Origin of the sequence: Streptomyces tritici, from assembly GCF_048500665.1 — a bacterium.
Taxonomy (GTDB): Bacteria; Actinomycetota; Actinomycetes; order Streptomycetales; family Streptomycetaceae; genus Streptomyces; species Streptomyces tritici.
On the sequence record NZ_CP183183.1, the window covers coordinates 5,488,233 to 5,511,580 of the forward strand.

19 protein-coding genes are annotated in these 23,348 nt (G+C 75.0%); 12 read left to right on the forward strand and 7 right to left on the reverse strand.

Going from position 1 to position 23,348, the window contains the following annotated elements; genetic code table 11:
• Positions 1-24: 24 nt before the first annotated feature.
• A complete protein-coding gene (locus tag ACNJ93_RS25345; RefSeq protein ID WP_418959743.1) occupies positions 25-1,515 on the forward strand; it encodes an AlkA N-terminal domain-containing protein in 1,491 nt (496 codons plus the stop codon).
• A gap of 4 nt (positions 1,516-1,519) precedes the next feature.
• Complete coding sequence (locus ACNJ93_RS25350; protein ID WP_418959744.1) at positions 1,520-1,960, forward strand: GNAT family N-acetyltransferase; 441 nt, start codon at positions 1,520-1,522, stop codon at positions 1,958-1,960.
• A gap of 86 nt (positions 1,961-2,046) precedes the next feature.
• Here ACNJ93_RS25350 and ACNJ93_RS25355 read toward each other — a convergent pair whose 3' ends face one another.
• Both ACNJ93_RS25355 and ACNJ93_RS25360 read right to left on the reverse strand, forming a co-directional pair.
• Positions 2,047-2,529, reverse strand: a complete 483-nt coding sequence (locus ACNJ93_RS25355) for a DUF456 domain-containing protein (RefSeq protein WP_418959745.1) — start codon at positions 2,527-2,529, stop codon at positions 2,047-2,049.
• Between the two features lie 482 nt (positions 2,530-3,011).
• Positions 3,012-3,995 (reverse strand): helix-turn-helix domain-containing protein, encoded by a 984-nt coding sequence (locus ACNJ93_RS25360; RefSeq protein WP_418959746.1) that lies wholly within the window; start codon positions 3,993-3,995, stop codon positions 3,012-3,014.
• Positions 3,996-4,188: 193 nt separating this feature from the next.
• Here ACNJ93_RS25360 and ACNJ93_RS25365 point away from each other — a divergent pair, with 193 nt between their 5' ends.
• The 6 genes from ACNJ93_RS25365 to ACNJ93_RS25390 all read left to right on the forward strand — a co-directional run bounded on the left by ACNJ93_RS25365 (position 4,189) and on the right by ACNJ93_RS25390 (position 14,361).
• Positions 4,189-7,947, forward strand: coding sequence for a S8 family peptidase (locus ACNJ93_RS25365; RefSeq protein ID WP_418959747.1), 3,759 nt, complete (start codon positions 4,189-4,191; stop codon positions 7,945-7,947).
• A 108-nt stretch (positions 7,948-8,055) separates the two neighbouring features.
• Complete coding sequence (locus ACNJ93_RS25370) at positions 8,056-9,780, forward strand: protein phosphatase 2C domain-containing protein (RefSeq protein WP_418959748.1); 1,725 nt, start codon at positions 8,056-8,058, stop codon at positions 9,778-9,780.
• 41 nt (positions 9,781-9,821) lie between these two features.
• Positions 9,822-11,564 carry a pyruvate dehydrogenase gene (locus ACNJ93_RS25375; protein WP_418959749.1) on the forward strand — a complete coding sequence of 581 codons (1,743 nt, stop codon included), beginning with the start codon at positions 9,822-9,824 and terminating at the stop codon, positions 11,562-11,564.
• A 144-nt stretch (positions 11,565-11,708) separates the two neighbouring features.
• Positions 11,709-12,371 carry a delta-60 repeat domain-containing protein gene (locus ACNJ93_RS25380; RefSeq protein ID WP_418959750.1) on the forward strand — a complete coding sequence of 221 codons (663 nt, stop codon included), beginning with the start codon at positions 11,709-11,711 and terminating at the stop codon, positions 12,369-12,371.
• On the forward strand, positions 12,311-13,696 hold the full coding sequence (locus ACNJ93_RS25385) for a hypothetical protein (protein WP_418959751.1): 1,386 nt from the start codon (positions 12,311-12,313) through the stop codon (positions 13,694-13,696). Before ACNJ93_RS25380 ends, ACNJ93_RS25385 begins: the two co-directional genes overlap by 61 nt.
• A gap of 194 nt (positions 13,697-13,890) precedes the next feature.
• A complete protein-coding gene (locus tag ACNJ93_RS25390; protein WP_418959752.1) occupies positions 13,891-14,361 on the forward strand; it encodes an ATP-binding protein in 471 nt (156 codons plus the stop codon).
• A gap of 34 nt (positions 14,362-14,395) precedes the next feature.
• Here the strand turns inward: ACNJ93_RS25390 and ACNJ93_RS25395 are convergent, their stop codons facing one another.
• Positions 14,396-15,469 carry a DUF2637 domain-containing protein gene (locus tag ACNJ93_RS25395; protein ID WP_418959753.1) on the reverse strand — a complete coding sequence of 358 codons (1,074 nt, stop codon included), beginning with the start codon at positions 15,467-15,469 and terminating at the stop codon, positions 14,396-14,398.
• Between the two features lie 295 nt (positions 15,470-15,764).
• On the reverse strand, positions 15,765-16,622 hold the full coding sequence (locus tag ACNJ93_RS25400; RefSeq protein WP_418959754.1) for a (2Fe-2S)-binding protein: 858 nt from the start codon (positions 16,620-16,622) through the stop codon (positions 15,765-15,767).
• A 149-nt stretch (positions 16,623-16,771) separates the two neighbouring features.
• Here ACNJ93_RS25400 and ACNJ93_RS25405 point away from each other — a divergent pair, with 149 nt between their 5' ends.
• Positions 16,772-17,635, forward strand: a complete 864-nt coding sequence (locus ACNJ93_RS25405; RefSeq protein WP_418959755.1) for a GntR family transcriptional regulator — start codon at positions 16,772-16,774, stop codon at positions 17,633-17,635.
• Positions 17,636-17,642: 7 nt separating this feature from the next.
• Positions 17,643-19,334 carry a hypothetical protein gene (locus ACNJ93_RS25410; RefSeq protein WP_418959756.1) on the forward strand — a complete coding sequence of 564 codons (1,692 nt, stop codon included), beginning with the start codon at positions 17,643-17,645 and terminating at the stop codon, positions 19,332-19,334.
• Between the two features lie 24 nt (positions 19,335-19,358).
• On the opposite strand, the gene ACNJ93_RS25415 is transcribed toward ACNJ93_RS25410, so the two are convergent.
• Positions 19,359-19,679: a protein-tyrosine phosphatase family protein gene (locus tag ACNJ93_RS25415; RefSeq protein ID WP_418959757.1), complete on the reverse strand. Its 321-nt coding sequence runs from the start codon at positions 19,677-19,679 to the stop codon at positions 19,359-19,361.
• A 315-nt stretch (positions 19,680-19,994) separates the two neighbouring features.
• The gene (locus ACNJ93_RS25420; RefSeq protein ID WP_418961518.1) at positions 19,995-20,789 is read right to left on the reverse strand and encodes a hypothetical protein; all 795 of its coding nucleotides are present in this window, start codon (positions 20,787-20,789) and stop codon (positions 19,995-19,997) included.
• 225 nt (positions 20,790-21,014) lie between these two features.
• Between ACNJ93_RS25420 and ACNJ93_RS25425 the strand changes: the two genes are divergently transcribed.
• Positions 21,015-21,542 (forward strand): DUF6584 family protein, encoded by a 528-nt coding sequence (locus ACNJ93_RS25425; RefSeq protein WP_418959758.1) that lies wholly within the window; start codon positions 21,015-21,017, stop codon positions 21,540-21,542.
• A gap of 68 nt (positions 21,543-21,610) precedes the next feature.
• Positions 21,611-22,513 (forward strand): EamA family transporter, encoded by a 903-nt coding sequence (locus ACNJ93_RS25430; protein WP_418961519.1) that lies wholly within the window; start codon positions 21,611-21,613, stop codon positions 22,511-22,513.
• Between the two features lie 8 nt (positions 22,514-22,521).
• Here ACNJ93_RS25430 and ACNJ93_RS25435 read toward each other — a convergent pair whose 3' ends face one another.
• Positions 22,522-23,313, reverse strand: a complete 792-nt coding sequence (locus ACNJ93_RS25435; RefSeq protein ID WP_418959759.1) for a DUF4253 domain-containing protein — start codon at positions 23,311-23,313, stop codon at positions 22,522-22,524.
• Between the last annotated feature and the right edge of the window lie 35 nt (positions 23,314-23,348).

Sequence of the window (23,348 nt, forward strand, 5' to 3'; positions counted from 1 at the left end):
TGCCCCGTCGCCCACACTGGGGGTGTGAGGGACGACGAGAACAGGTACGACAGCGGCGACGACAGCCGGTACGAGGCGGTCAGCAGCCGGGACGCCCGGTTCGACGGCGCGTTCTTCTTCGCGGTGGAGACCACCGGAATCTACTGCCGCCCCAGCTGCCCCGCCGTCACCCCCAAACGCGCCAACGTGCGGTTCTTCCTGACCGCCGCCGCCGCGCAGGGCCACGGGTTCCGGGCCTGCCGGCGGTGCCGGCCGGACGCCGTGCCCGGCTCGGCCGAGTGGAACGTCCGCGCCGACGTCGTCGGCCGCGCCATGCGGCTCATCGGCGACGGTGTCGTCGACCGCGAGGGCGTGCCCGGCCTCGCGGTCCGGCTCGGCTACAGCGCCCGGCAGGTGCAGCGCCAGCTCACCGCCGAGCTCGGCGCGGGGCCGATCGCCCTGGCCCGCGCCCAGCGCGCGCACACCGCCCGGCTGCTGCTGCAGACCACGGAACTGCCGGTCACCGACATCGCCTTCGCCGCCGGTTTCGCCAGCATCCGCCAGTTCAACGACACCATCCGCCGCATCTACGCCCGCACCCCCAGCGCCCTGCGCGCCGAGTCCGGCACCGGCACCGCCCGGAGCACCCGCGCCCGTACCGGCCGTACCGCCGCCACGCGCCCCGGGCGCACGGCCGTCGCCACCCGCCCGGGGCACACGGCGGCCGCCACCCGGCCCGGACCGCACCACACCCCCGCCGCCACGCGCGTCGCGACCGTCGCCGGCGTTCCCCTGCGGCTCGCGCACCGGGGCCCGTACGCGGCCCGCGAGGTGTTCGACCTGCTCGCCGCCGAGGCGCTGCCGGGCGTCGAGGAGGTCACCGGGCCGCCCGGGGCCCGCACGTATCGCCGCACCCTGCGCCTGCCGTACGGCTGGGGCGTCGCCGCCGTCGACGAGACGTCCGGCGGGGGCTGGCTCGACGCCCGGATCCACGTCGCCGACCTGCGCGACCTCACCACGGCCGTGCAGCGGCTGCGCCGCCTGTTCGACCTGGACGCCGACCCGTACGCGGTCGCGGAGCGGCTCTCCGCGGACCCGGCGCTCGCTCCGCTGGTCGCCGCCCGCCCCGGCGTCCGCTCGCCGGGCGCGGCCGAACCGGAGGAGTACGCGCTCCGCGCGCTGCTCGGCCCCGGCGAGGCGGCCCGCCTGGTCGCCGCGTACGGCACCGCACTGGACACACCCTGCGGCGGGCTCACCCATCTGTTCCCCGAGCCCGCCGCGCTCACCGGTCACCCCGTCGCCGGGGCGCTGGCCGTCGCGCTCGCCGCCGGGTCCGTACGGCTCGACCCGGGCGCGGACCGCGACGAGGCCGAGCGGGCGCTGCTCGCCGTCGACGGCGTCACTCCCGGGGCGGCGGCCGCGATCCGCACGCGGGCCCTGGGCGACCCGGACGTCGCGCCCGCGGGGGCGCCGGAGTCCTGGCGGCCCTGGCGTTCGTATGCCGTTCGATATCTGGCGGCCGGACCTGCACAATGACCCCATGATCACGACTGACAGGCTCGGGCCCGCCGACCGCGAGGCGTGGGAGACGCTCTTCCGCGCGTACATCGACTTCTACGGCCGGACCGAGGGCCAGGAGATGTACGACAGGGCCTGGCGGGAGTTCCAGGACGACACCCGCATGCACGCGCTCGGCGCCCGCCTCGACGGACGGCTCGTCGGCATCACGCACTTCTTCGTGCACCCGAGCACCTCGGGCCCCGACGTCTGCTACCTCCAGGACCTGTACACCGAGCCGGACGTCCGCGGCCGGGGCGTGGGCGGCGCGCTGATCGACGCCGTGGCGCGGTGGGCCGAGGACCGCGGCTGCAACCGGGTCTACTGGAACACCAAGACCTCGAACACCACGGCCCGCCGGCTGTACGACAAGGTCGCCCGGGACACCGGGTTCATGAAGTACCAGATCGACCTGCCCCGCTGACGCCGAGCCGGATCCGGCGTTGCTTCGGATCCGGCGCCGCTCCCGGAGCCGTCGCCGCCCCGGACCGTGTTCCCGGTCCGGGGCGCTCAGCCCCGGATCACCGCACCCAGCCATGCGCCGACGATCAGCAGACAGGCGAACAGCTCCACCAGCACGCTCGTGCCCACCGCCCGCATCAGCCGGCGGGTCGACGCGCGGGCCTGGCCGTGGCCGCCGAGCCGTCGCCGCTCCGTCAGATAGACACCGCCGACGAAACCCGGGATCGCCCCGATCACCGGAACGAGGAAGAAGCCGAGCAGCGCCCCCACCCCGGCGAAGGCGACCATCCGCCGGGTGATCCCCAGGCCCCGGATCCGGCGCGGGGGCAGCTGCCAGACGATCACCTGCGTGACGAGCAGCAGCGCGGTCGAGCCCACCAGCAGGATCCAGGCGAGCTTGGTCTGCTCGTGCAGCGACCACCAGAGCGTGGCCGCCCACACCAGCCAAGGCCCCGGCACGCCGGGCGTCAGCACCCCGACCAGGCCGAGCAGCATGACCAACCCGATCAGCAGGAGCTGCCACACACCCATCTGCCCAGCCTGACCGACTTCCCCCGTCCGTGCAGGTCAGCCCGTCCGAACGGGCTGCGCCGACGGGCCCGTGCGCGGGCTGCGGCACGGTCGGGTCGCGGGGGCGGGGGAGGCCGGTCCGGGGTAAGGCGGACGGCGCTGGGACCGCGCGCGTCGGCCGCTCGCGGGGTGCGCCGCCCGGCCGGTCGCGGGCTGCGCCGCCCGGCCTGTCCCGGCCCTGTGCCGACGGCCGCTCCCGGGGTGCGCCGACCGGCCTGTCCGGGCCCTGACCCGACGGCCGCTCCCGGACTACGCCGACGGCCCGACCCGGGCGTCCGGAGGCCGGACTACGCCGACTGCCCGACCCGGGCGTCCGGAGCCCCGGCTGCGCCGTCTGCCAGGGGCGGGCGTCCGGCGCCGGGCTCCGCCGACGGCCCGGCTCGGGCGTCCGGCGCCGGGGCCGCACCGCGGCCCGGCCCGGGCCTCCGGCGACAGGCCCCAGCTCAGCGGCGGGCGACCCAGCCCTTCTCGTACGCGTGCCAGCCCAGCTGGAGCCGGGTCGTCACCCCGGTCAGCTCCATCAGGCCCTTCACGCGCCGCTGCACCGTCCGCAGCCCCAGGTCCAGCTGCTTGGCCACGCTCGCGTCCGTCATCCCGGCGAGCAGCAGCGACAGCACCTCCAGGTCCGTCGCGTCCGGGCCCGGCGTCTCGTCCTCCGTCACCTGCGCGCCCGCCCCGAGCCGCAGCGGCAGCGCGTCGCGCCACACCGACTCGAACAGCCCCATCAGCGACTCCAGGAGCCCGCTGGCGTGCACGACCAGGGCCGCCGGCTCGGCGCCCCGGCCGGTCAGCGGCACCATCGCGAGCGTCCGGTCCGCCACCACCAGCTTGGTCGGCACCTTGTCCACCACCCGGATCTGCTCCTCGCGGCCCAGCGCCGCCGTCAGCTCGCCCAAGCCCGAGGGCGCCGTCAGCACCTCGCGCTCCAGGACCACCCGGTACGCCACGCCCCTGGAGGCCGCCCGCTCCTCGGCGTCGTTCTCCACGTCGGTCACCGCGATCGGCTTGCCGGTGACCAGCGCGCAGACCTCCTCCGTCGCCCCCAGCTGCAGCTGGAGGAAACGATGCGCCACGGCACTGCGCCCGGTCACGACCTCCACCAGGTCGTGCACCGCCGGCTCCGTGGCCTCCGCCCGGTACTCCTCCGCGAGCAGCGCCGCCGCCAGCTCCGCCTGCTCCAGCTCGTGCCGCTGCTGCGTCAGCAGCGCGCCCAGCGCCACCCCCGGAGGGGCAGCCACCCAGCGGCCGGTCCGCGCCGTCGACTGCGCGGCCAGACCCTGCGCCTCGAGACGGCGCAGCGCCCGCTCGGTCTCCCGTTCCGGAAGAGCCAGATGATGGGCGAGATCGGCGACCTCGGCCGCCCCCAGCGCGACCAGCGCCCGATACGCGGACTCCTGGCGTTCGTCGAGACCTATCGCTCCCAGCACAGCTGCCCCACCCCTCAGCGGACCTGCAGGTTCTCACACGCTCCTGGCGGGAATCGGCCACGGCGCATTCCCGCCTCGGCTCATCATCGCTGCACCACCCGCTCCTCTGCCAATGTGGCGCCACCGCAGCACCAACAGCCTCCGGGTTCGCTCCGCTTAGGTGGCGCATGCCCGGATTCATCTGGGGAGAGCGATGCGTCCGATATCGCGTACGGCACTGGGAGCGGCCTCCGCTGCCGTCCTGGCCGTCACCGCGGTCGCGCCGTCCACGGCGGCCACGCCGCAGGACGACCCGGCCGGGAAGCGCCCGCCGGTCGGCACCCGAGCCGCCGGGCCGGGGGAGAGGTCCGCCACCGTCACCCTCGTCACCGGCGACCGGATCCTGGTCACCCACGACACCGACGGCAACCCCGCCGCCACGGCCCTGCCCCGCGAGGACGGCAGCACGCCGCTCGTGCAGACCCGCCGCTCCGGCACGGACCTCTACGTGTACCCGGAGGACGCCACCGCCGCCCTCGCCGGAGGCCGCGTCGACCACGAACTCTTCAACGTCACCGGCCTGATCCGGCAGGGCTACGACGACACCGCCACCCCCAGCCTGCCGCTGATCGCCGTGTACGGCTCCGACGTCGCCCGCTCCGTGCCCGCCGCCCCGCGCGGCGCGCAGCGCGGCAAGGTCCTCAAGGCGGTCCGCGGCGTCGCCCTCGCCGCCGACAAGAAGCAGGCCGGCGCCTTCTGGAAGGATGTCGAGGCCCCGGCCGCCCGCGGCGCCTCCGGCCTGAAGAAGCTCTGGCTCGACCGCAAGGTCCACGCCACCCTGGAACGCTCCACGCGGCAGGTCCACGCCCCCGAGGCGTGGGCCGCCGGCTACGACGGCACCGGCACCAAGGTCGCCGTCCTCGACACCGGCGCCGACGCCGAGCACCCCGACCTCAAGGGCCGCGTCGTCGCCGCCCGGAACTTCACCGACTCCGACAGCGCCGACGACCGCCAGGGCCACGGCACCCACACGATCTCCACCGTCGGCGGCTCGGGCGCCGCGAGCGGCGGCAGGAAGAAGGGCGTCGCGCCCGGCGCCGAACTCCTCAACGGCAAGGTCCTCGACGACCACGGCTCCGGCGCCACCTCCTGGATCATCGCCGGCATGGAATGGGCCGTCGCCCAAGGCGCCGACGTCGTCTCCATGAGCCTCGGCAGCCCGTCCGAGACCGACTGCACCGACCCCATGAGCGTCGCCGCCGAGGAACTCGCCCGGAACGAGGGCACGCTGTTCGTCGTCGCCGCCGGCAACACCGGCCCCTCGCTCAACACGGTCTCCTCGCCCGGCTGCGCGCCCGGCGTCCTCACCGTCGGCGCCACCGACCGCGACGACTCCACCGCGTACTTCTCCAGCCGCGGCCCGACGACCCTGAGCCGCACCCTCAAGCCCGAGATCGCCGCCCCCGGCGTCGGGATCTCCGCCGCGGCGGCCGGCGGCCGGGGCGTGTACGCGTACCAGGGCATGTCCGGCACGTCGATGGCCACCCCGCACGTCGCCGGCGCCGCCGCGATCCTCAAGCAGCGCCACCCCGACTGGACCGCCCGGCAGATCAAGGCCGCGCTCGTCTCCTCCGCCGACAGCGGCGTCCCCGGCGACGCCCGCGAGACCGGCGGCGGCCGGCTCGACGTCCGGGCCGCGATCGGCCAGACCGTCCTCGGCGCGCCCGCCGTCCAGGGCGGTGCCTTCCCCTGGCCGCAGAACAGCGCCGACCGGACCACGGCCGCCGTGCCGTACACCAACACCTCCGACGAGCCCGTCACCCTGAGCCTCGCCGTCCAGCGGGTCACCGGCAACGACGGCTCCGCCGTCCGGTCCCCCGTCGCCCGGCTCGCACAGGACACCGTCACCGTCCCGGCCGGCGCCACCGTCGAGGTCCCGCTCCGGCTCGACCCCGCCGCCCGGCTCGACCGCGCCCAGTACGGCGACGTCACCGGCCGCGTCGTCGCCACCGGCCCCGGCGGCGTCCACGTCTCCACGCCCTTCTCGCTGTACGTCGAGCCCGAGACCGTCACCCTGCGCGTGAAGCTGATCGACCGTCAGGGCAGGCCCGCCGACGGCGCGTCGTCCCTCGACGTCATCGGCACCGACACCGCCACCGGGGAGCGCCGCTTCAACGAGGGCGCCGCCGACCAGGTCTACCGGCTCCGCCCCGGCAGCTACTTCCTCTCCTCCTTCGTCACCACCCGCGACCCCGGGCCCGGCGCCACGCTCGACGACTCGCTGAGCTACCTCGCCCGCCCCGAACTGCGGCTCACGAAGGACACCGTCGTCGTCCTCGACGCCCGCAGGGCCCACCGGCTCAGCGTGCGCACCGACCGCCCGTCCGAAGTGCGCGCCGCCACCCTCGGGTTCGCCCGGTCCTGGGACGACACCTGGCTGCACGCCGGCACCGTCGCCGCCGGCCGTACGGTCCGCGGCCACTACGCCTCCGTCGAAGGAGAGGCGCGCGACGGCGACTTCGAGTTCGGCAGCTACTGGCGCACCGCCGCCCCGCAGATCTCCGCGCTCACGACCGCCGACGGCCTCGCCCTGCACCCCGTCACCGGCTCCACCGGCTCCGACAACCTCGACGGCACCGGCACGGCTCGCCTCGTCGACGCGGGCGCCGGAACCCCGGCCGAACTGGCGGCCGCCCAGGTCAAGGGCCGGATCGCCCTGGTGCGCTTCCCCGACGGCGAGCCGTTCTCCGGCACCGTCGCCCGCAACGCCAAGGCCGCCGGCGCGATCGCCGTCCTCGGCCACCGCGCGGCCCCCGGCCGCTGGTACCCGAACGCCGGCTTCGGCACCGCCGGACTCCCCGTCCTCGCGGTGGAGTCCGCCGAGGCCGCGACGCTGCTGGGCAAGCTCTCCGCCGGCGAGGTCACCCTCGCGTGGAAGGCCACGGCGAAGAGCCCGTACGTCCACCAGCTGGCGTTCCCGGAGTCCGGGGCGATCCGTGACGACACGGAGTACCGGGTCCGAGACACGGCCCTGGGCAGCACCCGGTCCACGTACACCGCCATGGGCGTCGCCAACGACTTCCTGGACTTCGGCACGGCCCGGCGCCCGAGCGGCGCCTCGGCCTCCTTCGCCGGCCTGGAGTCGGCCCCCGCGCCCGGCGTCCGCACCGAGTACTACACGGCCGGGGACACCGTCTGGGACAAGATGCTCTGCTCCAGCTTCCCGTTCGGCGAGTTCATGATCGGCACCCCGCGCGCGTACGAGGCCGGCGAGCGGCGCACCGAGAACTGGTACGACGGCGTGATCGCCCCCACCGCCCCGCGCGACGCGGCCGGGAAGCCGGTGCTCGTCGCCGAGCGCCAGGGCGACCTCATCGGCTTCGCCGACGCCATGTGGGGCGACAACACCCACCACGGCGAGCCCGGTTCCTTCGGCGACGTCGGCAACCTGCGCCTGCGCAAGGACGGCGAACTGATCGGCGAGTCCGCCTGGCCGTTCGGGGTCTTCGAAGTCCCGTCCGAGAGCGCCGAGTACACGCTCGAACAGAACGTCACGAAACTCGGCAGCAAGGTCTGGCACCGCTCGACTTCCGTCAACTCCTCCTGGAAATTCACCTCCAAGGCGGACGAGAGCGTCTACTCTCAAGGCATCCCGGTCCTCTTCCCCCGGTACGACCTTCCGGAGGACGGACTCAAGACCCTTGCCGCGACCGACGGTCAGCACATCGGCCTGACCGTGACCGGTCACGCGGGCCACACGCCCGGCGCGCTCACCTCGGCGAAGCTCTCGTACTCCTACGACGGCGGCGCCACCTGGACGGTCGCGCCGGTCGCCCGGCAGGACGGCGTCTGGACCGCGACCGTGAACCACGCGGGAGCGTCCGGCAAGCAGGTCACCCTCACATCCGAACTGACGGACGCCGAAGGCAACTCCGTCACCCAGACCGTGGTCCGCGCTTACGACGTGCGCTGATCACGCCGGTCCGCCGGGCGACCTTCCCGTGGGGGGTGGGGCCGCCCGGCGGACCACTTTTTCCGGATGTCCCGTTTTCGCATGCCTCTCGCGGTGGACAATAAGGGCATGACTCAGCAGGGGGACAACTGGTGGGACAAGCTCTACGACGACGCGGCGCCGGACACGGCCCCGACGACGTCGGGCGACAGCCTGGACGACCGCTTCGCCTCGGCGACGAGAGCGACGGGACCGGCGGGCGCGGTGGGGCCGGCGGGTGCGACGGACGCGGCGGCTGGGGCGGACACGGCGGGACCTTCGGGGCCGACGGACGCGAAAGACGCGAAAGACGCGAAAGACGCGAAGGGCGCGACGGACGGGGAGAACCACCGGCCCCCTCACGCGCCTTCCGCCGACGACCCGACGCGCACGCTCCGCGTACCGGCACCGCCGCAGCGCGAACCCGCGCCCGCCGCGCCCGCGTCGCCCCCGCCTCCGTCCACCCCGGCCGGGGCCGTGGTGCCCCCGCCGCCGGCGGCACCACCGACGGCCGGCACCGAGCCGCCTCCTGAGGCCCCGTCGGCGGACGCCGCCCCGCCCGAGGCGGGGCTCGGGGCCGGACTCCCCGTGGCCCCCGCCGCCTCGGCGCCGTCGACGCCCCCGTCACCTCCGCCGGCGCCGCCCGGCCGGGCGCCGTGGGAGGCGCCGCTCGACGGGGCGCGGACCCCGCGCACCTTCCCCTCCCGCCCCCCTGCGCCCCCCGTGCCTCCCGCACCGCCCGCCCCACCGGTACCGCCGGCCCCGGCCGTCGAGGCGGGGACCACCGCCGTCCCCCGGCCGCGTACCGGCCACGTCGGGGACCGGCCGCCCACGTACGAGCCCGAGCCCACCGCGCTGCCGCCAGCCCGCCCGGGCGAGCTGGGCGAACTCGTCCCCGACACGGTGCTGGACGGAGCCCGTTACGGCGCCTGCACCCTGCGCGCCGCCTCCGTCCGCGGCGACTCCGCCCGCTACCGCGGCGAGCCCCGCCGCGACGCGCTGCTCACCGCGCGGTTCGGGCACGACGAGGCCGCGCTCGTGCTCGTCGCCGTCGCCGGAGGCGCCCGCGCCGCCGAGTCGGCGCACCTCGCCGCCGCCGACGCCTGCCGCTGGATCGGCGAGGCCGTCGGCCGCAGCCACGCCCGGCTCTCCGAGGACATCCGGGCGGGCCGGCGCGGCGACCTCAAGTCCGGACTCCACCGGCTCACCGACCGCACCTACGGCCGGCTGCGCAACCGCGCCGCCGAACACGGCCTGGCGCCCGAGGAGTACACCGCCACCCTGCGCTGCCTGCTGCTCTCCGCCGATCCGGAGTGCCGGACCCGGGTGTTCTTCGGCATCGGTCAGGGCGGCCTGTTCCGGCTGCGCGACGGCGCGTGGCAGGACATAGAGCCGCTGATCCCGGAGCCCGCCGCGCTGACCGGCGCGCCGGTGGTCGGCTTCGGCTCGCCGAAGCCCGTACCGAACCCCTCTCCGCGAGAGGCAGCGGCACCGCAGGAGGAGCCCGGAGCCGAGGGGCTCACCGTGGACCTCGGCATCGTCACGCCACCCGGCCCGTACGTCGAGGACCCCCTGCCCCCGCCCGCCGAACCGTTTCGGTTCCGCGCCTCCGTCGCCCGCCCCGGCGACATCCTCCTGCTGGCCTCGAACGGCTTCGCGGAGCCGCTCCGAGGCGAGCCGGCGCTCGCCGCCGAACTCGCCGCCCGCTGGGCCGACCGGGAGCCGCCGGGCCTCGCGGCCTTCCTCGCGGACACCCAGCTCCGCGTGAAGGGCTACGCGGACGACCGCACCGGCGTCGCGGTCTGGGAGGCGTAACCGCACAGGCGCGATCCCGCGGTCCATGGGTTGATGGATCCATGGCCAGACAGAACGTCGCAGAACAGTTCGTCGACATCCTCGTGCGCGCCGGGGTCCAACGGCTGTACGGGGTGGTCGGCGACAGCCTCAACCCGGTCGTCGACGCCGTCCGCCGGCACCGCGGCATCGACTGGGTCCAGGTCCGGCACGAGGAGGCCGCCGCGTTCGCGGCCGGCGCGGAGGCGCAGATCACCGGCAGGGTCGCCGCCTGCGCCGGCTCCTGCGGCCCCGGCAACCTGCACCTGATCAACGGCCTGTACGACGCCCACCGCTCCATGGCCCCGGTGCTCGCGCTGGCCTCGCAGATCCCGTCGAGCGAGATCGGCCTCTCGTACTTCCAGGAGACGCACCCCGACCAGCTGTTCCGCGAGTGCAGCCACTACTGCGAGCTGATCTCCAACCCGGCCCAGATGCCGCGCGTTCTGCACACCGCGATCCAGCACGCGGTCGGGCGGGGCGGGGTCGGCGTCGTCGCGCTGCCCGGGGACATCGCCTCCCAGCAGGCCCCCGAGAAGTCCGTCGAGACCGCGCTGGTCACCACCCGCCCCACCGTCCGCCCCGGCGACGCCGAGATCGACGCCCTGGTCCGGCTGATCGACTCCGCCGATCGGGTGACCCTCTTCTGCGGCAGCGGCACCGCCGGCGCGCACGCCGAGGTGATGCAGTTCGCCGAGCGCATCAAGTCCCCGGTCGGCCACGCCCTGCGCGGCAAGGAATGGATCCAGTACGACAACCCCTTCGACGTGGGCATGAGCGGGCTCCTCGGCTACGGCGCCGCCTACGAGGCCACCCACGAGTGCGAGCTCCTGATCCTGCTCGGCACCGACTTCCCGTACAACGCGTTCCTGCCCGACGACGTGAAGATCGTCCAGGTGGACGTGCGGCCCGAGCACCTCGGCCGCCGCTCGCAGCTGGACCTGGCGGTGTGGGGCGACGTCCGCGAGACGCTGCGCTGTCTGATCCCGCGGGTGCGGGCCAAGACCGACCGGCGGTTCCTCGACCGGATGCTGAAGAAGCACGCCGACGCCCTGGAGACGGTGGTCAAGGCGTACACCCGCAAGGTCGAGAAGCACGTGCCGATCCACCCCGAGTACGTCGCCTCCGTCCTGGACGAACTCGCCGACGACGACGCGGTGTTCACCGTCGACACCGGCATGTGCAACGTCTGGGCGGCGCGCTACCTCTCGCCCAACGGGCGGCGCCGCATCATCGGCTCGTTCAGCCACGGCTCCATGGCCAACGCGCTGCCGCAGGCGATCGGCGCCCAGTTCACCGACCGGCGGCGGCAGGTCGTCTCGATGTCCGGCGACGGCGGGTTCGCCATGCTGATGGGCGACTTCCTCACGCTCGTCCAGTACGACCTGCCGGTGAAGGTGGTGCTCTTCAACAACTCCTCGCTCGGCATGGTCGAGTTGGAGATGCTGGTCTCCGGCCTCCCGTCGTACGGGACGACCAACGACAACCCCGACTTCGCCGCCGTCGCCCGCGCGTGCGGCGCCTTCGGCGTACGGGTCGAGAAGCCCAAGCAGCTCGCCGGCGCGCTGAAGGACGCCTTCAAGCATCGCGGCCCGGCGCTGGTCGACGTGGTGACCGACCCGAACGCGCTCTCCATCCCGCCGAAGATCAAGGCCGAGATGGTCTCCGGCTTCGCGCTCTCCGCCGGCAAGATCGTCCTGGACGGCGGCGTCGGCCGCATGCTCCAGCTGGCCCGCTCCAACCTCCGCAACGTACCCCGGCCGTAGGGCCGGGGGAGTGGCCGCGCGCTCGTCCCGGAGAGTGGAACCAGGCGTCCGACAGGGTGCACGCGCCACGCCGCTCCCGGGGCGCGCCGCGGCCTGCCGCGAGGGTGCGGGGCCTGAGCATCCCCACACACGGAGCGGACGCACATGCCCCCTTCTTCTCCCTGGCGCCGCGCGGCGCGCCTCGGTGCGACGGCCGCGACGGCCCTCGCGCTCGTTCTGAGCCTCGCCGCAGCGGCGACGGCCGCTCCGGGCGATCTCGATCCCGAGTTCAGCGGCGACGGGAAGGTCGTCACGGATGCCGGGGGATACGAGCGGAGCGCCGATGTGGCCGTCCAGCCCGACGGCAAGATCCTGACGCTGGGCCACAGGTACAACAGCGCCGAGGAACTCGGCGACTTCCTGCTGACGCGGTACGACGCCGACGGGAGCCTCGACTCCACGTTCGGCGGGGGCGACGGCATCGTTCTCACCGACATCGGCGGTTTCTGGGACGACACGGCCGCGGCCCTCGCGCTGCAGCCGGACGGCAAGATCGTCGCTGCCGGGACGACGTACCCGGAATTCGGCCGGTACCTGTTCGGCGTGGTGCGCTACAACGCCGATGGCACGCCGGACACGAGCTTCGGCAACGGCGGGATCGTGACGACAGGCGTCAACGACCCCACCGGAAGTGCGCGAGCCACCGCGGTGGCCCTGCAGCCCGACGGCAAGATCGTCGCCGGAGGCGTCAGCGACCTCGGCGCCTCATGGTGCGTTACACCGTCGACGGTGCCCTGGACACCACGTTCGACGACGACGGCAGAGTGACGAACGTCTTCCAGGGTGGCATTTACGACCTGGCCGTGCAGACCGACGGCAGGATCGTGGCCGGGGGCTCCAGTTCCGGCGCCATGGCGTTCGCCCGCTACCTCGAGAACGGCACTCCGGACGCGAGCTTCAGCGGTGACGGCAGGGCGACCGTCTCCTTCGACGCCGACAGCAGCGGTGCCGCTGCCCTCGCCCTGCAGCCGGACGGCAGGATCGTCGCCACCGGCAACGTCCTCGGCACGACCTTCGCGATGGCGCGGCTCACCGCCGCCGGCGCACCGGACCCCTCCTTCGACGGCGACGGCAGGCTGACCACCTCCTTCGGGCCGGCGAGCGGCTACGCCGCGGACGTGGTGCTCCAGTCCGACGGCCGGATCGTCGTCTCCGGCGCGTACAACGACGATCTCGCGATGGCCAGGTACAACACCGGCGGCAGTCTGGACCCGGACTTCGGCGGCGACGGCCGGGTGACGACGGACGTCGGGCCCTCGGACGTGGGCGTTGCCGTGGCCCTCCAGCCGGACGGCAGGATCGTCGCCTCCGGCCACATCGAGAACCCCGCCGACACCTTCCTGGCGCGCTACCTCGGCGGTGGCGGCGTCGAGCCGCCGGTCACCGTGGATCTGTCGGTGAACAAGACCGGTTCGACGACGGTCAGTCTCGGTGACCAGGCCGTGTACACGATCACGGTGACGAACACGAGCACGACGACCACGGCGACGGGTGTGTCGGTGTCCGACAGCATCACCGGCGGCTCGGGCACCATGATCTCGGCCACGCCGAGCCAGGGCGGCGCGTGCACGCTGACCGCGACCACCGCCACCTGCCCGCTGGGCACCATCGCGCCGGGCGCGTCCGCGAGCTTCACGCTGCGGGTCGAGCCCCGCGCCACCGGCACCCTGTGGGACGGCGCGGCGATCGGCGCGGTCGACCAGGACGACCCCAACACCGCCAACGACAGCAGGGTCTTCGCCACCACCGTCAACAACGCCCGGGGCTGCACGATCGTCGGCACCAGCTCCTTCGAGACGATCAACGGCACCGCCGGCAACGACGTCATCTGCGCCCTCAGCGGCAGCGACACCGTCAACGCCGGCGGCGGCAGCGACACCGTCTACGCCGGACCCGGCAACGACCTCGTCAACGGCGGCAGCGGCAACGACCGCCTGATCGGCCAGAGCGGCAACGACCGCCTCAACGGCGACGCCGGCAACGACACCCTCGACACCCGCGACAGCGTCGCCTCCAACGACGCCGCCTACGGCGGCTTCGGCTTCGACACCTGCACCACCGACCCCGGCGACATCCGCAACAGCTGCCCCTAGCCGTCGAGGCGACCGCCGTCCGACGGCGCGTCCGCGCCCCGCGCCCCCGCGTTCCGCGCCGGGGGCGCACGCGTGACCATGCCCGATGCTTCCGTTCACCGACGGTTCGGCAGGAATGCGGGCGTTCCGGTGGGGCATGCATCCCCGTGAGCGTGTTCGAGGGGAAGGGTCGTTCCGACGTGTGGGTGGGGGTTATGAACGGGGAGGCAGGACGACCGACTCAACTGCGCAGAAAGGTGGGCGGCGCCGAACTCGCGGCGATACCGGAGGTGAGACACGCGCTGCGGGCGATGCTGCGGCACTGGGGCGAGCCCGGCGCGAGTGACGTCGCGGAGCTGCTGACCAGTGAACTGGTGACCAATGCGCTGATCCATACCGACCGGGGAGCGGTGGTGACCGCCACCGTCGTCCCCGGCACCCGGGACACCCTGCGGGTGGAGGTCCGGGACTTCGTGCCCGAACTGCCGGAGCCGTACGTGCCGCACGCACCCCACGCCGACGGCGGTGCGCACGGGGCGGCGGCGCCGGCGGACGGCCCGCTGGTCCACGAGGCCACGCACGGCCGCGGCCTGGTCCTGGTCGAGGCCCTGGCCGACGCCTGGGGCATCAAGGCCACGGGGCCCGGCAAGGTGGTCTGGTTCGAACTCGCCGGCGCGGCCGCCTGAGCGTGCCGGGCCGGCGAGTCCGGGAGGAACGGGCTCAGCCGAACTGCTGCTCCAGGTCCTTGAGCTTGCGCTCCAGGGAGTCGAGCCGGGGCAGCGTCTGGGTGTCGTCCTCGGCGGTGAGGTCCACCGTCCGGGCATCCGCGCCCCGGACGTCAGTGCCCTTCACGGCCTGCAGGGAGGGACGGGGGCGAAGCGGCAGCTGTCCGGGGTCGGCTATGGCGGGCTCCGCGACCGACGGGCCGACGCCCGTGGCCGCGGAGGCCGTTCCGGCCGCCAGCGGCGGCATCTCGACCTGACGGCCGCCGCGGCCGAGCCCGAACGCCCGGTGGTGGCCGCTGAGGGCGCGGAGCCGGGCCCGGTCCAGCTTCTGCTGCTCGCGCCGGCGCATCCGGTTCTGCTGCTTCTCGCGTCGGTCCTCGCGCACCTCGTCGACCGCCTCGTCCAGGGTGCGGACGCCCTCCAGGAGCATCAGCGACCAGGCGGCGAAGGTCTCCCGGGGGGCCCGCAGCCAGCGGACGATGCGGATCTGCGGCAGCGGCCGGGGTACGAGGCCCTGTTCGCGCAGCGCCGCCCGGCGGGTCTGCTTGAGCGCCCGGTCGAACAGGACCGCCGCGGACAGCGACATGCCGGCGAAGAACTGCGGGGCGCCGTCGTGGCCGAGGCCCCGCGGGGCGTGCACCCAGTTGAACCAGGCGGCCGCGCCGGCGAAGGTCCAGACGAGGAGCCGGGAGCCGAGGGCGGCGTCGCCGTGGCTGGCCTCGCGGACCGCGAGCACCGAGCAGAACATCGCCGCGCCGTCGAGGCCGAACGGGACGAGGTACTCCCAGCCGCCGGAGAGGTTGAGGTTCTGCCGGCCGAAGCCGACGAGTCCGTGGAACGAGAGCGCGGCGGCGACGGCCGCGCAGCAGAACAGCAGCACATAGGACGCGGTGCCGTAGATCGCCTCCTTGCGGCGGCGGCGCTCCTCGCTGCGTTCCCAGGAGTCGTCGGCCGAGGTCTGGTCACCGGCGCGCTTGCCGCGCGCGAGCACCGCCACCGCCGTCAGGACTCCGACGAGCATCACGCCGCCCGGAAGCAGCCAGTCCAGCGATATGTCGGTCAGTCTCATGCGGTGTCCCTTGCATCGCGTAGGGCGTTTCGGCGGCCCATACTGGCCGACGCCCGAGCCTCCTCAGAGGCTTTCGGAGCAAGAGCACGCCAACGGGGCGACGAGCCGGTCGAATAGGTGCGATCTGCTCGAACTGCCGTGCAGGCGTGCCAAGTTGTGTTCGATTCATGTCATCCGGAGGGGTGGCATGAAAGAGGGGCGGCAGGAAACCGGCCGCTGATCCGCCGGGGGCCCGGCGGGCCGGGTGCCGGCTCCGCGGCCCCCGCCGGGCTCAGGCCGCCGCGGTCCCCTGGGCTCAGGCCGCCGCCGTGAGCCGGCGCAGCCGCTCCGCGTCGCAGGTGCGCGGGCAGGTCACGCAGGCGTCCTCGGGGCGCAGCGTGTAGAAGAGGCAGCAGCTCGCCCGGTCCCGGGTCGGCAGCGCCCGCCCGTCCGGCCCGGACAGCTCGCGGAAGCCCGCGGAGCCGACGTACGGCTTGGCCGTGCCCGGCAGCAGCAGCTCCAGCTCCGCCATGGCCCGGGGCTCCTCGCCGAGCAGCGACCCGATGTACCAGAGCCCCTCGACGATCTCGTCGGTCGCCATGCCCCACAGGGCCCGCCGTCCGCGCCGCATCCGGGGCCCGAAGCCCTCCAGGACCGGGGCGAAGTGCTCGGCGAGGGCCTCGCGGACCTCCGCCCGCAGGGCCTCCTCGTCCGGGACGACCCGTGCGCCGGGCAGGGCGGCGGCCGGGTCGCCGGGCAGGCAGGCGAAGTCGGTGATCCGGACCGCCATGCGGCCGCGGGCCCGCTGGAACGCCACGGCGTCGACGGGGACGCGGGGGACGCGGCGGTGCAGGAACCAGGGGACCGTGACCAGGAGGCAGGCGGGCCAGGCGTACCGGTGCAGACCGAAGCTCGCGACGACGTCGGGGCGGGCCTGCGCGCCGTAGTCGCGCAGCACCTGCGCGTCGTCCCAGGCGAGGAACGCGTCGAGGGCGGGTCCGCCGGCCGCGAGCTCGTCGGCGCCGACCCAGCCGGCGCCGCGCGGGGCGGCCTCGCCGTGTCCGAGCTCCTGTATCCGCAGTCCGGGGAAGACCTCGGTGAGCCGGGCGTAGGCGGCCGCCACGGGGGAGGCGGGGGCTGCGGGCGCGGCGGAAAGCAGAGCGGGGACGGCCATTCAGGGACCACCGAATCGCGATCGTTAGCAGGTTAGCCTTACCTTACCCGATGCGTTCGATGTTTGAACTCCCTGCTTGTCCGCCTATGGTGCACAGGGGAACCCGGTATCGCGAGCCGGGCTCGGCACGAGGCCGCAGGAGGACCCGGGTGGAGCAGGGCAGAGCGCGCGAGCGTGCGGCGGAGCGGCCGTACGCGGCCTCCGGCGGCGTCTCGTTCGACGAGGCCCCCTTCGGGGCGCCCGCGCACGGCGGCGGGGCGACGGAGCCCCGCGTGCCCGGGCCGCGGACGGGCGGGGAGCGGGTGCCGGGCGAGCCGGCAGGCGGCGGGCAGGTACGGGGCGAGCCGGTACGCGGCGAGCACACCCACAGCGAGCCGCCTCCCCCGCGGGTGGTGCGCCGCCACTCCGTGCGCGGACAGATCCTCGACGCCCTGCGCACCGCGCTCGTCGGCGGCGAGCTGGTCCCCGGCGAGGTGTACTCCGCTCCGGCGCTGGGCGAGCGCTTCGGCGTCTCGGCCACCCCGGTCCGCGAGGCGATGCAGCAGCTGGCCCTGGAGGGCGCGGTGGAGGTCGTCCCGAACCGCGGCTTCCGGGTCACCGTCCGCACCCCGAGGGAGCTTGCGGAGCTGGCCGAGGTGCGGGCGCTGATCGAGGTCCCGGTGATGCTGGACCTGGCCCGTACCGTCCCCGCCGACCGCTGGCGCGAGCTGCGGCCCCTGGCCGAGGCGACGGGCGCGGCGGCGGCGCGCGGCGACCGCGCCCGCTACGCGGAGGCCGACCGCGCCTTCCACCGCGCTGTGCTGGCGCTCGCCGGCAACGCCCAGCTGGTGGCCGTCGCCGACGATCTGCACCGCCGCTCCCAGTGGCCCCTGACCAGCGCCCCGGTGGCCCGCCACGCGGACCTGGTGGCGGACGCGGCGGAGCACAGCGCGCTGCTGGACGCGCTGATCGCCCAGGACCTTCCCGTCGTGCGGTCCCTCGTACGGGAGCACTTCACCGGATCGGAAGGCTGACGCCCACGTGCCCGAGGCTCTCCTGCGCGCCTGGCTCGCCGACCCGCGCGCGCCGCGGCTCTGTCTGGTACCCGAGCTGCCGCCGGCCAGGCTGCCCGGTGTGACGGTCCTGTCCCTGGCGGGCCACGGTCTGCCCGGTGCGGTCTGGTCGCTCGCCAACACGCTGGGCGTGGCCGCGCGGACCCCGGCGGAGCTGCTGTCGGCCCTGCTGAGCGACGGGCGGCGCCGCACGCTGGCCCTGCCGGGCCTGGCGGACGCCGACGACCCGAAGGCCCTCGCCGAGCTGATCCTCTCCCTGGCCGACCTCGGCTGCCTGCGCCTGCTGGTGGAGTCCCCGGACCCCCTGACGCCCCGACTCTCCCAGGGCCCCGCGATCCTCCTGGAGGAACTGGAAGCCGCCCACTGGCCGGACGACGACGACCTGACGACCCTGACGGACGACCTTCCGTCGCCGGCGGGGCCGGCCGTCGCGGTGCGGGGCGACGCCGTGCCCGTACCGGCCGGGCCGGACGGAGCCGTACCCGAGGCGGGTGCCGGGCCGGGCGGGGACGCACGCGGACCGGTGCCGCCGTCCGCCGGGCCCCTGCGGCGTGACGCCGGGGTGTCCCCGGCGGGCGGCGCGGGGCCCTCGGAGCCGGACGCCGTGTCCGGGCGCGTTCCGCTCCTGCCGGTGGACGGTGCGCAGGCGTCCCGGCTGCCCGGCGCGCGGCGGGCGGAGGCCGGGGGGCCGGCGCTCGGTGATGCCGGGGCCGTCTGCGCGGCGGACCCCCGGCGGGTCACCGTGGCCTACGACCGCGAGGGCGCCGAGCGCGGCGGCCTGGGGCGGGCCTGGATGCGGGCCGGGCAGGCCGTCGTGCGCGACGTGCCCCCGCCCGTACGGGCCTTCGCGCTGCTCGCCGCGCTCGGCGAGGACGCCGACCCGGCCCTGCGGGCCGAGCTGACCGCGCTGTCCGGCGAGCAGCCCTGGCGGCTGACCGCCGCCCGGCCCGGCCCGGCCGCCGCGCTGGCCCTGGACGGCGACGGGCGGCTCCTCCTCGCGGACGACCTCGGCGCCGTGCACGTCCTGGACGCCGCCGACGCCACCCCCGCCGCCGGGACGGTCGGCACCTCCGTACGACGCCCCCGTTCCCTCGCCGCGCTCGACGACGGCACCCTGCTCCTGCTGGACGAGCGGGGCCGGCTGCGCACCGAGCGGGGCCCCGGCGGCCGCCTCACCCGCGCCGTGGCCGAGACGCTCGCCCGGCACCCGGGGACGGCCCTCACCACCGCCGACGGGGCGGTCCTGGTCGGCGACCGGATGGGGTCCGTGCACGCCTTCGGCATCGACGGAGTGCACCAGGCCGCCCTGCACGCCGGCCGGGTGACCGCCCTGGCGTACGTCGCCGGCCCCGCCCCGCTGGCCTGCAGCGGCGGCGCGGACGGCGCGGTCCGTACGTGGCGGCCCGGCTGCACGCCGCGCCCCGCCCCCCTCGCGGAACGCGCCTGCGCGGTCGTCGCGCTGGCCGCCGCCCCCGGCCCGGACGGCCCGCTGCTCCTGGTCGCCTGGGCGGACGGACTCGTCGAACTGCACCGCCGCGGCGGCCCGGTGCCGTTCCGCCCCGGACCTCCGGTACGGGCCCTCGCGCTCACGCCCGACGGCACGGCGGCCGTCGCCACCGAGGAGTCGTTGCTGCTGCTCCGCGCGGCGGCCGGAGCCTGAGCCCGGGCACGGGCCCCGGCGGGGTCACCGCGGCGGTTCGAGCCCCGTCAGCAGCTGTGCCACGTCGAGGCCGGTCTCGAGGTACTGCACGAACACCTCGTTGTGCAGCGCCCACGGCGACCGCCGCCGCCGGATCAGCGCGACGGCCTCCTCGGCGTCGAGCCCCAGGTCGACGAGCGCCTGGGCGGTGACGAGACCGGCGCGGTTGTAGCCGGCGAAGCAGCGGACGAGCACCGGCCGGCCGTCCCGGACCGCGGCCGCCGTGCGCGCGGCCGCGTCCCGTACCGACCCGAGTTGTTCGAACGTCAGCGGATTGTCGGGGATTTCGAGGACGAGATGATCCACTCCGTCGTCCGGACCATGACCCGAACGAGTGAACAGACTCACGACCAGCGAGAATTCACCCCTCGCGACGGCCGGCCGGGGAATTCCGGAACCGTCGTCCCAGAAGTGGCCGCCCATCCAGAGCCCCGGAATGATCTCGCTCCAGGGAGTGCCCGGCTCGGGTACGTCCTCGTCCTTTCGGCGTGTTCCGGCCATGCCTTTACCGCCGTTTCCCGCCGCGCCGGGACCGTCGTGCGGCGCGTCCCGACGGACGTACGCCGCGCCCCGACGGTGGTACGCCGCGCCCGGGCGGCGGGCCGGCGGCCGGCCCGGGCGTCATGCCGCCGGGCTGGCGGCCAACTGCCCCGCCAGCCAGGTCGGCACCCCACCGAGGAGCTGGAACAGCCGGCGCGCCTCCGCCCGCAGGCGCCCGGCCTCCGGCTCGGTCTCGGTGGCCGCGAGGGACGCCAGCGCCGGCGCCGTGCCCACGAGGTAGCCGAGCTCCTCCCGGATCCGCAGCGACTCCGCGAAGCCGTGTCGGGCGTCGGCCAACTCGCCCTCGTGCAGGGCGAGCCCGGCGAGGTGACGCCAGGTCGACGACAGCAGCAGCGGGTCGTTCTGCGCCGTCGCGCCCGCGTGGGCCCGCCGGTACGCGGCCCGCGCCGCCTGCGGCGAGTCGCCGAGGTTCTGCGCGACCAGCCCGCGCCGGAAGTCCAGCAGCGGTCGCCCCTGCGCCGAGGGCCCGATCAGCGCGGCCGCCCGGCCGAGCGCGGCGCGCGCCTCGTCGGCGCGGTCCCGGACCCCCAGCAGCGTGGAGGCGTACGCGAGATAACCCCGTTCGCAGGCGGCCGCCCCGCGCTCCTCGTCGTCCTGCGCCACCGCCTCGGCCGCCCGCAGCGCCTCCTCGGCCTCGGCCCAGCCCTTCTCCGTGTAGAGGCACCGTTCGATCAGCAGCGCGGCACGCTGCAGCGCCGCGGCCGGGTCGTCGGTGTGCGGGAGGAGCAGGGCCGCGGCGTCGGTCCAGCAGCCACGGGAGCGCAGTCGCCAAATGGCGGTCTGCACGGGCGTCTCCTTGCCATGGGCGAGGGACGGATCGGCGCCATCCCTTGATTCGGAACCGGAACCAGACATGGCGGTGTCCGCCACATTGCCCTCCCCGAGCGCGCCATTGAGCTGTTGAGTCAGATCGAATCTCAGCATGAACGGGCGGGCCCGGCCAAGAGGTTAGGTGAATGAATTCACAATCCCCCGCCGTTTACCGGTAATCGAACATGAATTACCGCTCGGTGCGATCTTGTTCCTGTTCGGCGGCGAACCGGGTCGACGTGGTGCGGCGCGGTGTCCGATCATGGCCGCATGCCCCTGCCCGAGACCCTTGCCCGAGTCGACGCGGACCTGGCCGCCGGCCGGGTTCCGCTCGCGCGCCGGCGTCTGCGCGGTCTCGTCTCGTCCTACCCGTACGACCTGACGCTCCGCCGGCGGCTGGCGGAGGTGTACCGGCTCTACGGCGACGCCGCCGAGGCCGGGCGCTGGACGTACCTGGAGGAGGACCGGGACGCCGACGAGACCGCCGCCTTCGAGGGGCGGTACGCCTCCGCCGGGCGGCGGATGCAGGCCCTTGCCTGGCGCGGCCCCGAGGCTTTGGCCGCCACCCCCTTCGCGGAGGGGCAGCTCGTCGCGGTGCGGACCGCCTGCGCCGAGGAGTTGGGGCACCCCGTCGACTGGGACGACCCCGACTCCTACCGGGACGAACCGGAGGGTCCGTACGAGGAGCCCTCCGAGCCGTGGACGGTCGGGGCCGTGCTGGCGGGCGTCGGATGCGTGGTGGGGGTGCTCGCGTTCCTCGCGGTCTGGGTCGTCGGAGTGGTCGCCCTCTTCGACTGACCCGTTCGCCGGCCGGAAAATCAGGTGCCCCACGGCGCTCGTCGGTCGACAATCGCCCCGTGGTCACGATGAGCGTCGACACGACGGGACACGGCTCGTCCCCCCGGACATCCCTGGCCGCGGCGGCCGGACGAACCTTCGGGGCGATCCCGCCGACGGCGCTGGTGCTGCTCGGCATCCTCAGCGTCCAGGTGGGCGCGGCCCTGGCCAAGAACCTGTTCGGCGCGGTGGGCAGCTTCGGGACGGTCGCGCTGCGGCTGTTCTTCGCGGCGGCGGTGCTGATGCTGCTGTGGCGGCCGTCGGTGCGCATGAACCGCCGCACCTGGACCGTGGTCCTCGGCTACGGCCTGACGCTCGGCCTGATGAACCTGTGCTTCTACCTGGCGCTGGAACGGATCCCGCTGGGCATCGCGGTGACCGTCGAGTTCCTCGGCCCGCTGGCCGTGGCGCTGGCCGGGTCGCGGCGCTGGCTGGACGCCTTCTGGGCGCTGCTCGCGGGCGGCGGGGTGGTCCTGCTGATGGAGGGCCGCGGCGAACTCGACCCGGTGGGCCTGCTGTTCGCCCTCGGCGCGGGGGTGTTCTGGGGCCTGTACATCCTGGTCGGCGCGGCCCTGGGCCGCCACACCACCGAGGGCAACGGCCTCGCCCTGGGCATGGCCGTCGCGGCCCTGGTGGCCGTGCCGTTCGGCGTGGCAGACAGCGGCATGTCGCTGCTCCAGCCGTGGGTCCTGCTCGCGGGCCTCGGCGTGGCGCTCCTGTCGTCGGTGATCCCCTACTCCCTGGACCTGGAGGCCCTGCGCAGGATCCCGCCGCGCGTCTTCGGCATCCTGATGAGCCTCGAACCGGCGATGGCGGCCCTCATCGGCCTCGTCGTCCTCCACGAGTCCCTGAACGTCACCCAGTGGCTCGCGGTCCTCTGCGTCGTGGCCGCCTCCGCGGGCGCCGCCCGCAGCGCCCGCTCCGACGGCTGACGCGGCGGTCAGTCCCACCAGAACGTCCAGACGTGCTCGCCGACGAGCCCCCGGGCGTAGGCCTCGAGCGTGCCGGGGCCGCGCTGCCAGACGTTGTCCGGGCAGAAGGCGAAGTGCTCGGCCGCGAGTTCCTCGGCCTCGGGGAGGCTGACGGGCGGGGCGGCCACGGACACGACCAGGACGTCGAAGCCGAGACCGACGACGCGTATCCCGAAGCGGTCCTCCCAGGAGCGCAGCACCGCGCACAGGCGTGCCACGTCGTTCTCATGGTTCAACGGGCCCGCCCAGCCGATGGCGGCGGGGACGTCGGCGCTCCGGCGTGCCGGAACGAGCGCGAGACGCGGGTCCTTGAACCAGGCGGGGCACTCGGCGGCCAGCGCCTCGGCGGTCCCGGCGGCCCGTGCACCGGTCTCCGCCCCGGCGGCGGGCCGGCCCGCGCACAGACCGAGCCACTCCTCACCCTCGTCGGCGCACGCCTCCCAGCACTCGGCGAGGACCGTCTCCGGGTCGTGATCCCCCGGGTACGACACCTCGCCCGGTATCAACTCCCAGTGCTCGGGCCCGCCGTGGGCGCCGGCCGCATCCACGAGCACGGGCAGCAGCCCCGCCCGGGCGGCCGGCCCGCCCAGCTTCGACCAACTCCCGGGCCCGGCGGGCGTGTCGGCGTACCACAGCAGCGGTTCGTGCCACGGGCCGTCGAGGGTCATGTCGACCAGCCGCCCCGGCGGGAGCCGGAGACCGGCGGCGCGGCCGCTCGGGTCGGAGGCCAGCAGGGGAAGCGGGTTGGGAAGAGTCGCCATGCCCGCGACTCTAGGGACGGGCACTGACATTCGAC

What these genes read in the sequence shown, in the direction of transcription:
- ACNJ93_RS25350 (WP_418959744.1), top strand. Translation starts at nt 1,520, where the DNA reads ATGATCACGACTGACAGGCTCGGGCCCGCCGACCGCGAGGCGTGGGAG.
- ACNJ93_RS25355 (WP_418959745.1), bottom strand. Translation starts at nt 2,529, where the DNA reads ATGGGTGTGTGGCAGCTCCTGCTGATCGGGTTGGTCATGCTGCTCGGC.
- ACNJ93_RS25365 (WP_418959747.1), top strand. Translation starts at nt 4,189, where the DNA reads ATGCGTCCGATATCGCGTACGGCACTGGGAGCGGCCTCCGCTGCCGTC.
- ACNJ93_RS25370 (WP_418959748.1), top strand. Translation starts at nt 8,056, where the DNA reads ATGACTCAGCAGGGGGACAACTGGTGGGACAAGCTCTACGACGACGCG.
- ACNJ93_RS25375 (WP_418959749.1), top strand. Translation starts at nt 9,822, where the DNA reads ATGGCCAGACAGAACGTCGCAGAACAGTTCGTCGACATCCTCGTGCGC.
- ACNJ93_RS25380 (WP_418959750.1), top strand. Translation starts at nt 11,709, where the DNA reads ATGCCCCCTTCTTCTCCCTGGCGCCGCGCGGCGCGCCTCGGTGCGACG.
- ACNJ93_RS25385 (WP_418959751.1), top strand. Translation starts at nt 12,311, where the DNA reads ATGGTGCGTTACACCGTCGACGGTGCCCTGGACACCACGTTCGACGAC.
- ACNJ93_RS25390 (WP_418959752.1), top strand. Translation starts at nt 13,891, where the DNA reads ATGAACGGGGAGGCAGGACGACCGACTCAACTGCGCAGAAAGGTGGGC.
- ACNJ93_RS25395 (WP_418959753.1), bottom strand. Translation starts at nt 15,469, where the DNA reads ATGAGACTGACCGACATATCGCTGGACTGGCTGCTTCCGGGCGGCGTG.
- ACNJ93_RS25400 (WP_418959754.1), bottom strand. Translation starts at nt 16,622, where the DNA reads ATGGCCGTCCCCGCTCTGCTTTCCGCCGCGCCCGCAGCCCCCGCCTCC.
- ACNJ93_RS25420 (WP_418961518.1), bottom strand. Translation starts at nt 20,789, where the DNA reads ATGTCTGGTTCCGGTTCCGAATCAAGGGATGGCGCCGATCCGTCCCTC.
- ACNJ93_RS25425 (WP_418959758.1), top strand. Translation starts at nt 21,015, where the DNA reads ATGCCCCTGCCCGAGACCCTTGCCCGAGTCGACGCGGACCTGGCCGCC.
- ACNJ93_RS25430 (WP_418961519.1), top strand. Translation starts at nt 21,611, where the DNA reads ATGAGCGTCGACACGACGGGACACGGCTCGTCCCCCCGGACATCCCTG.
- ACNJ93_RS25435 (WP_418959759.1), bottom strand. Translation starts at nt 23,313, where the DNA reads ATGGCGACTCTTCCCAACCCGCTTCCCCTGCTGGCCTCCGACCCGAGC.